The organism is Burkholderia sp. BCC0405, from assembly GCF_902833075.1.
GTDB lineage: Bacteria > Pseudomonadota > Gammaproteobacteria > Burkholderiales > Burkholderiaceae > Burkholderia.
Map to the genome: position 1 here is coordinate 1 of NZ_CADFEO010000044.1, position 12,584 is coordinate 12,584.

Sequence of the window (12,584 nt, forward strand, 5' to 3'; positions counted from 1 at the left end):
TCGGCGTCGTGCTGTGGATCGTGCCCGATGCGGCGAAGCCGGTGCACGTGCCCGCGCCGTTCGCCGAGGTGCTGCACAACGTCGAGCTGCTGCGGCTGAACTTCGGCGTGCTGGTGCTGCACGCGACGCAGACGGCGCTGTTCCTCGTCGTGCCGCGCCTGCTGGTCGACGGCGGCCTGCCGGTCGCTGAGCACTGGAAGGTCTACCTGCCGGTGATGGGGCTCGCGTTCGTGATGATGGTTCCGGCGATCATCGTTGCGGAAAAACGGGGCAAGATGAAGCCGGTGCTGCTCGGCGGCATCCTGGCTATCCTGATCGGCCAATTGCTGCTGGGCAGCGCGCCGCATACCATCCTGATTGTGGCGGCGATTCTTTTCGTCTACTTCCTGGGTTTCAACATCCTGGAAGCGTCGCAGCCGTCGCTCGTATCGAAGCTCGCGCCCGGTTCGCGCAAGGGCGCGGCCACGGGCGTCTACAACACCACGCAGTCGATCGGGCTCGCGCTCGGCGGCATCGCGGGTGGCTGGCTGCTGAAGCAAGGCGGCCCGAACACGGTGTTTCTGATGTGTGCCGGCGTGGTTGCAGTATGGCTGGCGATCGCTTTCGGCATGAAGCCGCCGCCGCGGCGAACCTGAACGATCAAGGCATCGTTTGAAAATGAACAAGACTGACGAGTGGGCAGGGGGAGACCGATGATCCGCATTTCCGCGCTCGCAGATCGACGCGCGTTGCTGCATGCGCGGCGTCTGTGGCTTCACTATGGTGTGTTCTGGCTGGGTGCGGTGGCTGTCGGCCTCGTAGCAGTGCTTTACGCGAAGCTGATCGATTTCGGCTACGCGGTGTTTCTGGACTACGCCGCCCGACATGCATGGTTGCCGCTGATCGTCACGCCGACGATCGGTGCGGTGACGGTCTGGCTGACACGGCGATTCTTCGACGGTGCGGAGGGGAGCGGCATTCCACAGGTGATTGCCATGCTGCATGCTCCAGGCAACACGGGGGCGCGGTTGCTCAAGTTCCGGATCCTGATCGGGAAGATACTTGTCTCGTTCCTGGCCATTCTCGGTGGGTTCACGATCGGCCGCGAAGGCCCGACGATTCACGTCGGCGCCGCACTCATGTTCAACCTGCGGAAGTTCTATCCCCAGCGGTTCCGTGCGATTCGCCCGGGCGTCCTCGAGCACCGGCTGGCCCTCGCGGGCGCGGCAGCAGGCCTTTCCGCCGCGTTCAATGCACCGCTCGCAGGTGTCGTGTTCGCGATCGAGGAACTCACGCGTAGTTTCGAACAAAGGACGAGTGGCGTGCTGATCACGGCGATCATCTTCGCCGGTATCGTGTCGCTCGGCATTCAGGGTAACTACGTTTATTTCGGCACGATCGATGTCGGCGCGCGCCTGCCTGAGTCGCTGGTGCTTGCGGTCGTCCTCATCGGCGTGATCGCCGGCGTCATGGGCGGCATCTTCTGCTGGTTGTTACTCAACACGCGACGCTGGATGCCGCGAGGGCTTCAGGATTTTCGTGCCGATCGGCCCGTGCTGTTCGGCGCAGCGTGCGGGCTGGTCGTCGCGGTCGTTGGTGTGGCGACGCACGGCCATACGTTCGGCAGCGGATACGCGGAAGCCCGCGGCATGCTCGAAAGCCATGCGAACGTGAGCGTCCTGTACCCGGTGTTCAAGATGGTTTCGATGATCGGCTCGTACCTGCCTGGCGCGCCGGGTGGCTTGTTTGCACCGTCGCTCGCGATCGGTGCGGGGATCGGCAACACGCTGCATATTCTGTTCTCGGGAATGCAACTGCAGATGCTGATCGCGCTCGGGATGGTCGGCTATCTGGCGGCGGTCACGCAGAGCCCGATCACGGCGTTCGTGATCGTCATCGAGATGATCAACGGCCACGCACTGGTCATCTCGTTGATGGCCACGGCGCTGATCGCCAGCCGCGTGTCGCGGTTCTTTGCTCCGCCGCTGTACGAAGCGTTGTCGACACGCTATTTTCCCGCCGACCACAGATGACCCCTCGGGGCATTGACGCGCGATCCTTGCCAACATCGGCGGATCCGCGCCCCCGAGGGTCGCGCGCTCATGATCGCGTGCCGGCCGCGCCACGGATCACGCAGGGATGGAGACAGCCGCGTACCATCGACAAATAGAGGACATGTGCCGCCGCTACGTTTCAACCATGGTCGTTGAGCGCGGAATGGACAGCCCCGCGGGTTTGTCGCGATTATGCTGCGCCATGTTCGTCCCGGCCGACCAGCAATTCGGTCGGCGACAGGAACATGTAGCGAGGAACGTCGAGATTCTGCGGTGCCGGCTTGTCGCGGAATACACGCCCGGCCAGATCGTACGTTGATCCATGGCACGGGCACAGGAAGCCGCCTGGCCAGTTGTCGGGCAGGTTTGGCTGAGGCCCTGACTGAAACCTTGGGATCGGCGTACAACCGAGATGCGTGCAAACGCCGACCACAACGAGAATGTTCCGATGATCGGCACGCGAGCGAAACGGGTTTTTGCAATAGTTCGGCAGCGGCATCGAGAACGCGTGGAGCGAGTCGGGGTCAGCGACCAGCGGGGTCGCCTTGACGACGCTCGCGAGCATGGCCGGCGATCGGTCGACGATGAACACCGGCTTTCCTCGCCACGCAACCGTCAACATCCCACCCACTGACAACTGGCTGATGTCGACCTTGACCGGGGCGCCTGCCGCGAGCGCGCTGGCGGGCGGTGTCAGCGAATCCACGAAGGGAATTGCCGCTGCAATTCCGCCGACGCCGCTCGCGACGGTTGTCGCGATGAGCCAACGACGGCGATTGATGTCGGGTCCCGCAGACTCAATCGGCTTCTCGTCCATGTCAACTCCTTCGAGACAAAACGCGTTCGCGCATTTGCGGCTGCTGTGCCTGAAACGGTGGCCGAACGGGGCAGCCCGGCTCCTCGTGTCGATTCACATGGCCCAGACGAACACCGCGTGCGCATGCGACGCCGCCTGTACGACGACGCTCCGACGCATGACTTTCCCGTGATACGTGGCCGTTACGGCATAGCGCCCGGCCGGCGTCGATACGAGCAGAAAGGGTCCGGCAGTCACCGTCGAGCGCACGGTGTCGTCATGTGCGTCGACGATCTGCACCGGGATGTCGGCCAAATACTCGTTCCCCCCGCTCGTGTGCCCCGCAAACTCGAACGCGAGGGAATATTTGGCCATCTCCTGTTCGATTTCACCGTAGGTCGCGAGAATTAAATCGCGCTTAAGAAGCCGGGATAAGCGTGGCGGGTTGTCTTGGGGCGCGATGATTTTCGCAGGTGCGCCGACGCATGCGGGCACGGGGGACGTCCCAGCCAATTCGCCATCGGGTTTATGGCCATGTCACGATGTGACATTGACGCCTGACTGGCGTCGATTTGGGTGACGTGTGCTCCTTCGCGCCGCGGTAGGATCTGACGAATGCGTCACATCCTGAACGTGATTCACCTCGGAGGATTCGTCGTCGGGTGCCCGGCAGGCGGCATCCGGGCACGGGGTGGGAAGGCCAGCTTTCGGCAGGAATCCGGGTAGGTAAACATGACGTTCTTTCAAGCACTGACTGCCTTGATTGTCCTGGCTGCACTCGGTAGCTACGTCAACCACCGCGCTTTTCGTTTGCCCCCGACTATCGGGGTGATGACGATCGCACTCGTCGTTACCGTCCTGCTCGTCATGCTGGGAGAAACCGGGGAAATCGACGTCGCGCGGTATACGCGGCTGATCCCGGAAATCGACTTCAGCGAACTCCTGTTTCACGGCTTCCTGCCGTTTCTGCTGTTCGCCGGCGCATTGCATGTCGACTTTGGCGACCTTCGTCAGGTCAAGTGGACAGTCGGTGTGCTTTCGACCGTTGGCACACTGATCTCCACCGCTGTTGTGGGCGTCGCGTTCTGGTACGCATCGTCGTGGCTGGGTGTTCGTGTGAGCTTCATCCATGCATTGCTGTTCGGGGCGCTTATATCGCCCACCGATCCGATTGCCGCGATGAGCATCATCAAGAAGGCGGGCGCTCCGAAGGAACTGGAAACCCGGATTACCGGGGAAAGCCTCTTTAACGATGGCGTGGGGGCGATCGTCTTTCTGACGCTTCTGGGTATCGCGACGGGGGCTCATGACCCGGAGCCGATCACCGTCGCGTTTCTGTTTCTTCAACAGGCTCTTGGCGGCGCATTGGCGGGATGGTTGGCCGGTTGGCTCGTGTTCCGCCTCGTCAACGGCATCGACAATCACCACGTCGAGATCTTGCTATCCATCGCACTGTGCATGGGCTCTTACGCGCTGGCGGAGGTTGCACGCGCATCGGGTCCTATCGCAGTCGTCGTGGCCGGACTGTTTGTCGGCAACAAAGGGGGAATGTCGGCGGCGGCCGGACGGGCGGGCGACTATCTGGGCATCTTCTGGGAGGTCGTCGACGAGATGATGAACAGCGTGCTGTTTCTCCTGATTGGCCTTGAGGTGGTCTCGGTCCATCAGACCCGACCGTATCTGGTCTCTGGCCTCGTTGCCATCGTCTGCGTTCTCGCCGGACGCGCGGTTAGCGTGGCCATTCCGCTCTGGGCAATCAATCTTCGCATCCGGTTTCCGAAAGGCACGACCACGCTGCTGATTTGGGGCGGCCTCCGTGGCGCCATCTCGATTGCGCTCGCGCTGTTGATCCCGCATGGGCCGGAGCGTGAATTGATCGTGACCGTCACCTATGTCGTTGTCGTGTTCTCCGTGCTGACGCAAGGCACGACGTTCGGATGGCTGCTCCGGAAGTTGATGGCGACCTCGAACAGGCAATCGCAATCCCGTAGCGAATCATGAGGCGAAGCCCCCGTCGACGGTTGATAGTTCCACGATTTCCGCAGTGATTTGCTCCTGCCTCAAGCGGTGATAGTCCCGGCTCAGGCGCTCCGCAGTGTCGTCGATATTGCGTTTCGCCGCGATCATCGCGCGCATGCGCGCTTCGTTTTCCGCGGCGAACGACAGGATGATGGCTTCGCAAACTTGCGTGTAGACATATTCCTCGGCCAGTCTTTCCTGCAGTTGCTGTGTCGAGAGCGTGACGACTGGCGGGAAAGGGCGCCTGGCCGGCTCGAATCGCCGGAAATCGAATGGCAGCAGCGAAGTTGTCTGGATCGCCGATTCGCCGATCGCTTGCGGCGCGCCGTGCACGAGCGTGACGTGCGAGGCGTTGCCGTGCCGCAAACGGCTGTACAGCGTATCGATGATTTTCGCCGCAAGATCGGGCACCGCGTCGGCGTGGACGATCATCTCCGATGACCAGGCGACAGGAAGCTCGAGTGCGTCGGCCGTCATTCTCGCGCGATCGCCGACGACGAAGTACTCGACAGCGCCGGTCGCCGGGGCGCGGATCGCCTGAAACACACGTTGATTGTAGGTGCCGACGAAGCCGTGTTCAGCGCCGATAACGATATAGACATGGGTGTCGCCCGTCGGCGGCGATCTCGGGCTCTCGGAGGGGCGAAGCACGGCAATGCTCATCGCGTCGGCGATCGCAAGGCCGATCAGATCGGCGCATGCCCGGATTCCCGGCAGGCGCGCGAGTGCTTCTCGCGTGCGTGTCGCCGCGATGCCGCGCATCGCGCTCACCACGGATTCCAGTTCGCGGACCGTACCCAGTCGGTTCTGGACAGCGGCGAGCCGATTGCTCATCGGCCGCTCCGGTTTTCGACGGGCTGCGGGACGAGCTCGCGGACGATTCGAACGAGCGCCGCGCGATCGTCGGACGACACGTTGCCGCCGGCAGTGAGCATCGGACCGAGCTTTGTCGCGATGCCGGTCGAATCGAGGCGGGCGGGAAGTGCGACACGCACCGCTGCGATCGCCGACGGCGCGCATGCGTCGAATACGCCGTCGGCCAGCGCAAACAGCAAAGCGATCTCGCCTACCGGGCGTAGCGGCGCGAATCGCGGTTGCGCGATCAATGCGCGAATGCGTTCCCCACGCGCGATTTGCGCCTTGGTTCTCGTATCGCTGAGTCCGCCGAAGCGCGTGAACATCTCGAGCTCGAGAAACTGTGCGTAATCGAGTCGCAACCGGCCCGAGGCCGCTCTCAGTGCCGGAAGCTGGGCCTTGCCGCCGACTCGGCTGATGCTGAGCCCGACGTCGATCGCGGGACGCTGGTTGGCGGCGAACAGGTGGGCGTCGAGCACGATCTGCCCGTCCGTGATCGAGATCAGGTTGGTGGGAATGTAGGCCGCGAGATTCCCGGCGTCGGTTTCCGCGATGGGCAGCGCGGTCAACGAACCGCCGCCGCGCTCCGCGGCGAGCTTGGCGGCACGCTCGAGCAGGCGGGCGTGCAGATAGAAGATGTCGCCCGGATAGGCTTCGCGCCCGGGCGGATCTCGCGCCAGCAAGGCCAGCTCGCGATGGGTGGCGGCGTGCTTGGTCAGGTCGTCGATGACCACGAGCGCATGCTGCCCCCGATCCCGGAAGTATTCCGCGATGCTGAACGCGGCAAACGGCGCGATCCATTGCAGGCCGGGCGGATCGGCCGCCGACGCAACGACGAAGATGCAGCGTTCCGGTGCGCCGTGCCGTCGGACCGCATCGATCACGCGTTCGACCGCGGTGGCCCGCTGGCCGATCGCCACGTACACGCAGATCACGTCGGCATGCTTCTGGTTGACGATCGCATCGACCGCGATGGACGTCTTGCCCGTCGCGCGATCGCCGATGATCAGCTCGCGCTGTCCGCGGCCGATCGCGAACAGCGCGTCGATCAGCAGGATGCCGGTTTCGAGCGGCTCGGAGACCGGCGCGCGCTCGATGATCGACGGCGCGGCGCGCTCGATCGGAAGCGACGACGGACATTTCGGCGGCTGGCCGCGATCGAGCGGCCGCCCGAGCGGATCGACGACGCGCCCGAGCAGGTTCGGGCCGACCGGGACCTCGACCACGCGGCCGGTGCCCGAGACGCGCGTGCCGGCGGCAATGCCGCCGCCGCTGTCGAGCAGCACGCAGCTGACCAGGTCGACGTCCAGCTTGAGCGCGAAGCCGAACTGCCCCCCGTCGAACCGCAGCAGCTCGTTCAGGCAAACCTGCGGCAGGCCGCTCACCTGTGCAATGCCGTCGGCGACGTGCTCGACGCGCCCGACCGATTCCGCCCGCGGCGCGAGATTCAGCGCCGCCAGCACGGTCCTGCTGTCGGTCAGCCAGGCATCGCCGGCGCCGTCATGCGGTTCGTTCGTCGCCATGGGAAATGAGTTCGCATCTCAGTGAATCCAGACTGTGCCGAAAGCTGTTGCGCACGATGACGTGGGGCGAGATGAGTTCGAGCCCCGCGATCAACGCCGGATCGACGTCGGCCTGCATCGGCACGTCATGACCCAGCGCCGTCGCGAGCGACGAGCGACAGCGATCCAGCTCGTCGTCGCTCAAGGCGCGCGGGGCAATCAGGCGCAGCGGCTCGCCGTCGCGGCCGACGCGTGCGCGGTCTTCCGCAGGCAGTGCGCGGACGGCTTCGGCGAGGGGGGCGATGAAACCTTCCACCCGCGTGCCGGCCGGGAGCGTCGCGAGCAACCGGGCCGCGATGTCGAGCGCAAACTCGCTGGCCCGTGCCGCGTTGGCGCGCAGCGCGTCCGCTTTCATTGCTTCGACTTCGGCTTCGGCGGATCGCCTCAGCGTGTCGGCCTCGGCGCGTGCGTCGGCAAGCAGCGACGCCTTGAGGCGCGCGACCTCGGACGCGGCCGCACTCAATCCGTCGGCGCGCGCCGCCTCCAGCGCGGCCACGTCTCTCGCGGCCCGGTCGCGATCCTGCCGCGCCGCGTCGCGGGCGGCCGCGGCATCCTGCATCAGCCGCGCGGCGGCTTGCTGGCGATCCGCCATGATCCTGGCGACCGGCTTGAACAGGAACCGCGACAGCAGCCAGATGAGGACGAGGACGTTGATCGTCTGGAATCCGAACGTCCACCAGTCGATTCGCATGGCCGCGGCTTACCGGGTAAACGGATTGGCGAACAGGACGAGCAGGGCGACCACGAGACAGTAGATCGCCATGGTTTCGATCATGGCCAGACCGACGAACAGCGTGCGCGAGATCGTGCCGGCCGATTCCGGCTGGCGCGCCAGCGCGTCCATCGCGGCGGCGACCGCGCGCCCCTCGGCGAGTGCCGGGCCGATCGCGCCGAAGGACACGGCAATGGCTGCCGCGACGATGCTTGCCAATTGAATCCAGGTGTTCATGATGCGCCTTGCGGTGGATGCTGGGCGGGCGCGCTTTCGTCGCCGAGCGCGCCGCCGATGAACACGGCTGCGAGTACCGTGAAGATGTAGGCCTGAACCGCGCCCGTCAGCAGGTCGAGCGCCATGAGCGGAATCGGCACCAGCAGGCCCGCGAGCGACAGCACGATGCCGATCACGAACACGCCGCTCATGACGTTGCCGAACAGCCGCACGATCAGTGAAAAGGTACGGGTCATCTGCTCGACCAGGTTGAGCGGGATCATGATCCAGGTCGGTTGCGCGAACGACGCGAGATAGCCGGCCAGCCCGCGTGCGCGGATGCCGTAGAACAACGACGACGCGAAGACGATGCCGGCGAGCGCGGCGTCGGTTTCAAGATGCGCGGTAGGCGGCTCGACGCCTGGAATCAGGCTGGACCAGTTGCATCCCAGGATGAACAGGAACAACGTGCCGAGGAGGGCGCGGCAGCGCGCGGGATCGATCTGCATGGTGTCCCGCAACTGGCCGTCGAGCGTCGAGACGAACAGCTCGACGGCCGCCTGGAGTTTGCCGGGCGTCAGCGACAGCCGCAGGCGCACCGCTGCCGCTGCGGCGATGACGAGCACCATCAGCGCCCAGGTGGTGGCCACCGGCGCGGAAACCGGTACCTCGCCGATGCGGAACAGCGGCTCGGTGATGAGCGGCGAATGCATCACGACGAATCTCGCGGCAGGCGAAGCGTCGCGCGACGCGCGAGCATGATGCCGGCGAGCCCGCTCAGCAACGCGACGTACCCGGCTTGCGCGAGGCCGAACAGCACCATGGCGAGCACGCCGAAACGAACGAGCTGCACGGTGATGGCGATGCCGATCGCATCCTGGACATAGCTGCGCACGTTGGCACGCAGCGACGCGAAATAGGCAACGCCGACGAGCGCGCCGATCAGGCCGCCTGCGGCAACCTGGACGGGAATCGACCACGTCTGGACGGGCATCATGATTCAGCTCCCGGGGCCTTGGCGATGCATCCAGCGCCACGCGGCCCACAGTCCGAACGCGGCGCCCAACATCAGTAGCGGCGCGGAGAAGAACACGCCGGTATGAAAATGTCGGTCGAGCCAGCGGCCCAGCCACAACGCCAGCAAGGCCGGAATCACGACCATCCAGCCAAGCATGCCGATCTGCCCGAGTCGCGAGGCCAACGTCGGCTCCGGCACGTCGCGTGCCTGCCGGTCGCGCCGGACGGCGCGCTGCGCAGTCCGCTCCAGCAACGGCGCGCCGGGGGCGGAGGCTTTCGCGTCCGGACCGTGCCGCGACGGCGCATCGCTTGCGGGCTTATCGCGCATGGTCATTGCCTTCCGTCGTCCCGTCCGTGCGCGAGGCCATGTCCGGCGCGCCGGGGCGCAGGTACGTCAGTATCTGCCTGATGGCCTGGGCATTGAGACGCGTTTGCTCGACCCGCACGCGGCGCGCTGCATCGAGACGCGATTCGCGGGTTGCCCGGACGCGGGCTTCCAGCGTGTCGAGCGTATCGCCGAGCTCTCCGTCACGGCACGCGATACGGATCTCCTTGCCGTTGACGATCCGCAACACGCCGCCGCTTACCGCACAGAAGCGACGCGTGCCGCCCGCGGTGCGCCAGCGCATGACGCACGGCGACAGCACGGTCAGAAAATCCGTATGCCCGGGCAGCACGCCGAAACTGCCGGTTGCGTCCTCCGCGCGAAACGCAACGACGTCGGGCGCATCGACCAGCATCCCGGCGGGCGTCGCGACGGTCAGGCGGAGCGCAGTGCTCACGACGCCTCCTTTTGCCGCTCGCGGGCTTCGTCGAGCGTCCCGACCATGTACAGCGATTGCTCGCGCCACGCATCGCATTCGCCGTCGAGAATGGCGCGGCATCCCGCGATGGTGTCCTCGACCGCAACGGAGCGCCCGGGTACGCCCGTGAACGCCTCGGTGACGGTGAACGGCTGGGTCAGGAACCGCTGGAGACGGCGGGCCCGGTTGACGATCCGGCGGTCGTCCGCGCCCAGTTCCTCGATGCCGAGCAGCGAGATGACGTCCTGCAGCTCGCGGTAGTGTTCGATCGTGCGCCGCACGTCGGTCGCGACCCGGACGTGTTCGGCGCCGACCACCAGCGGATCGAGCAGGATCGACGAGGACGCGATCGGATCGATCGCCGGATACATGCCTTCTGCGGCCATCGTGCGCGACAGGACGACCATGCTGTCGACGTGCGCGGCAATGGTCGTGACGGCGGGGTCCGTGAAGTCGTCCGCGGGAACGTAGACGGCCTCGATCGCCGTGATCGAGACGCCGCCGACGGAGACGATGCGCTCCTGCAGTGCCGCCACTTCGCTCGCCAGGGTCGGCTGATAGCCGACTCGGGAAGGGAGCCGTCCGAGCAAACCCGACACTTCGGCGCCGGCCTGGACGAAGCGGAATACGTTGTCCATCAGGAGCAGCACGTTCTGGCGCTGTTCGTCGCGGAAGTGCTCGGCAACGGTCAGGGCGGTCAGCGGAACGCGCCAGCGCGCCCCCGGCGGCTCGTTCATCTGCCCGTAGACGAGCACGGTCTTCGGCAGCACGCCGGAATGCCGCATGTCCACCAGCAGTTCATGACCTTCTCGCGAGCGCTCCCCGACGCCGGCGAACACCGATATTCCCTTGTAGCGCTCGACCATCGCATGAATCAGCTCCATGACGAGGACGGTCTTGCCCACGCCGGCGCCGCCGAACATCGCCGCTTTGCCGCCCCGGGCCAGTGGAGCGAGGAGATCGACGACCTTGATGCCCGTCGCGAAGATGCCGGTTGCGCTGTCCTGCGAGGACAACGCCGGTGGCGGTTGATGGATGGGGCGACGTTGGGTATCAACCGGAAGCGGTTCGCCCTGATCGCCCGGCGTGCCCATCACGTCGATCAGGCGTCCGAGTACGGTGTTGCCGACCGGGACCGCGATCGGCTGACAGGAAGCTTGCGCCGACGCGCCTCGCGGCAATCCGCTGGTCGACTGCATTGCCAGCGCGCGGACGGTCCGCGCATCGAGATGGGCTTGCACTTCCGCGACGATCGAACTGCCGCCGTCGGTTTCGATCGAGATCGCGGTGTTCACCGGCGGCAGCATGGCCGCCGCGAACGCGATATCGACGACCGCGCCGCGAACCGCGACGACGCGTCCGGGAAGCGGCAGGCTGGAGACATTGGCGATCGATGCGGCGTTCATCGGTTTTTGTCGAGGTTGGGGGCGCCCGTGCATGGGTCCGTGCGGCACGGCGACCGAGTCGCGGGCAGAGGCCACGGCCCATATTTACTGCGCCGCATCCTGTGGACGATTGATCGTGATCAAGGAGCTTGTCGGCAGGCTGGCTGCGAGATGGGGGAGGAGGGGGCACGCCAAAACGGCGGTGATACTCGGCAATCCGCGTTCGCGCAGAACGTGTCGATGTTCAACGCGTACATCGCCCGGCCGAACGGCGTCACGCGGTTGCCAGTGTTGCCCGGTGTCGAAACTCGGAACACGCTGGCCTTGTCGCTGTAGAACGCCCCGGCTTGCCATGGCGCTCCAGATACGCCCGCGTCACCTCAAAGTAGCTGAAGGTCGATTCCGTCTGCGTGAAGTGCAGATGCATCAGCCGGCTAATCGCGTCGTCCACGTACACCAGCAGCGTGCAGGCCGGCGCCCGTTCCTCGAACCATCGATGGTCGCTGCCGTCGATCTGGATCAGTTCACCCAGGCAGGCCCGCCGGGCCCGCGGCTGATAAATCTTCGGCGGTCGTTGCCGGCGCGGAATCCAGAGCCCAGCATCTGTCATCAGCTTCCTGACCGTTTCCTTCGACAGCTGCAGCCCATGGCATTCGCAAAGCTTCTCGCAGGCCAGCGTCGGCCCGAAATCGGCATAGCGCTCCCGAATCAGGCCCAAGGCACGATGTGCCAAATCCTCGGCAGTTGATGGTTGCTCGCATGGCCACGGCGCTGCGAAAGCAGCCCGGCCGGGCCAGCAGCCCGATACCGGGCGACCAGCCGTTCAATCTGCCGTCGACTGATCCCGAGCCGCTCCGCGGCTCGCCAAGGCATCAGGCGCTGCTCGATCACAGCTTCCACGACCTTCAGACGATCCAGCTCCCGCATGCTCATGGTGATCAGTCCAGGTTGGCCCACGATGCGCTCCGGCAGTTCGAACCGCCGCCAGCATGCGCCGAAACCCTCCAGCTACGACATTTCAACTTTGCTCAAATGCGACATTACTACTTTGCTCCTACACACATGTCGTAGCCATTTCAAGATGTCGGGGCGCCAGCTAAATAGAAATGTCGTGTTTTCAGGGGTTCATGATTTGTTTCTCATGGGCTGCAGATCACGCCGTGTCGAAGAGCGGATCCTGAACGGG

The 12,584-nt window shown here is 65.2% G+C and carries 14 protein-coding genes and 2 pseudogenes; 4 read left to right on the top strand and 12 right to left on the bottom strand.

The window, feature by feature from the left end:
- Both HWX36_RS36245 and HWX36_RS36250 read left to right on the top strand, forming a co-directional pair.
- A partial coding sequence (locus HWX36_RS36245; RefSeq protein ID WP_175958507.1) for an MFS transporter occupies positions 1–635 on the top strand: 635 nt, incomplete at its 5' end.
- 57 nt (positions 636–692) lie between these two features.
- Positions 693–2,012, top strand: coding sequence for a chloride channel protein (locus HWX36_RS36250; protein ID WP_175958508.1), 1,320 nt, complete (start codon positions 693–695; stop codon positions 2,010–2,012).
- 211 nt (positions 2,013–2,223) lie between these two features.
- Here HWX36_RS36250 and petA read toward each other — a convergent pair whose 3' ends face one another.
- Positions 2,224–2,850, bottom strand: coding sequence for a ubiquinol-cytochrome c reductase iron-sulfur subunit (gene petA, locus HWX36_RS36255; RefSeq protein ID WP_175958509.1), 627 nt, complete (start codon positions 2,848–2,850; stop codon positions 2,224–2,226).
- Between the two features lie 93 nt (positions 2,851–2,943).
- A complete protein-coding gene (locus tag HWX36_RS36260) occupies positions 2,944–3,324 on the bottom strand; it encodes a carboxypeptidase-like regulatory domain-containing protein (RefSeq protein WP_175958510.1) in 381 nt (126 codons plus the stop codon).
- A 237-nt stretch (positions 3,325–3,561) separates the two neighbouring features.
- Between HWX36_RS36260 and HWX36_RS36265 the strand changes: the two genes are divergently transcribed.
- Entirely contained in the window at positions 3,562–4,830 is a 1,269-nt protein-coding gene (locus HWX36_RS36265; RefSeq protein WP_175958511.1) for a sodium:proton antiporter, read from the top strand.
- Here the strand turns inward: HWX36_RS36265 and HWX36_RS36270 are convergent.
- From HWX36_RS36270 to HWX36_RS36315, 10 genes and pseudogenes are all read right to left on the bottom strand, one after another.
- Complete coding sequence (locus tag HWX36_RS36270) at positions 4,825–5,682, bottom strand: FoF1 ATP synthase subunit gamma (RefSeq protein ID WP_175958512.1); 858 nt, start codon at positions 5,680–5,682, stop codon at positions 4,825–4,827. The two genes, HWX36_RS36265 and HWX36_RS36270, sit on opposite strands and share 6 nt — an antisense overlap.
- Complete coding sequence (locus tag HWX36_RS36275) at positions 5,679–7,226, bottom strand: F0F1 ATP synthase subunit alpha (protein ID WP_175958513.1); 1,548 nt, start codon at positions 7,224–7,226, stop codon at positions 5,679–5,681. Before HWX36_RS36275 ends, HWX36_RS36270 begins: the two co-directional genes overlap by 4 nt.
- Positions 7,204–7,956 carry a F0F1 ATP synthase subunit B gene (locus tag HWX36_RS36280; RefSeq protein WP_175958514.1) on the bottom strand — a complete coding sequence of 251 codons (753 nt, stop codon included), beginning with the start codon at positions 7,954–7,956 and terminating at the stop codon, positions 7,204–7,206. Before HWX36_RS36280 ends, HWX36_RS36275 begins: the two co-directional genes overlap by 23 nt.
- 9 nt (positions 7,957–7,965) lie before the next feature.
- Positions 7,966–8,214, bottom strand: coding sequence for a F0F1 ATP synthase subunit C (locus tag HWX36_RS36285; protein ID WP_175958515.1), 249 nt, complete (start codon positions 8,212–8,214; stop codon positions 7,966–7,968).
- Positions 8,211–8,909, bottom strand: coding sequence for a F0F1 ATP synthase subunit A (locus HWX36_RS36290; protein ID WP_175958516.1), 699 nt, complete (start codon positions 8,907–8,909; stop codon positions 8,211–8,213). The genes HWX36_RS36285 and HWX36_RS36290 overlap by 4 nt, the downstream gene beginning before the upstream one ends.
- On the bottom strand, positions 8,906–9,190 hold the full coding sequence (locus HWX36_RS36295; protein WP_175958517.1) for an ATP synthase subunit I: 285 nt from the start codon (positions 9,188–9,190) through the stop codon (positions 8,906–8,908). The genes HWX36_RS36290 and HWX36_RS36295 overlap by 4 nt, the downstream gene beginning before the upstream one ends.
- 3 nt (positions 9,191–9,193) lie before the next feature.
- Positions 9,194–9,454: pseudogene (locus HWX36_RS36300) on the bottom strand (AtpZ/AtpI family protein); the annotation flags it as partial.
- Positions 9,455–9,527: 73 nt separating this feature from the next.
- A complete protein-coding gene (locus HWX36_RS36305; RefSeq protein ID WP_175958519.1) occupies positions 9,528–9,992 on the bottom strand; it encodes a F0F1 ATP synthase subunit epsilon in 465 nt (154 codons plus the stop codon).
- On the bottom strand, positions 9,989–11,419 hold the full coding sequence (gene atpD / locus HWX36_RS36310) for a F0F1 ATP synthase subunit beta (protein WP_175958520.1): 1,431 nt from the start codon (positions 11,417–11,419) through the stop codon (positions 9,989–9,991). The genes HWX36_RS36305 and atpD overlap by 4 nt, the downstream gene beginning before the upstream one ends.
- A gap of 203 nt (positions 11,420–11,622) precedes the next feature.
- Positions 11,623–12,331: pseudogene (locus tag HWX36_RS36315) on the bottom strand (ISNCY family transposase); the annotation flags it as partial.
- Here HWX36_RS36315 and HWX36_RS36865 point away from each other — a divergent pair.
- Positions 12,324–12,584 (top strand): hypothetical protein (locus HWX36_RS36865; RefSeq protein ID WP_208457840.1); only part of this gene is annotated, 261 nt, incomplete at its 3' end. The pseudogene HWX36_RS36315 and the gene HWX36_RS36865 sit on opposite strands and share 8 nt — an antisense overlap.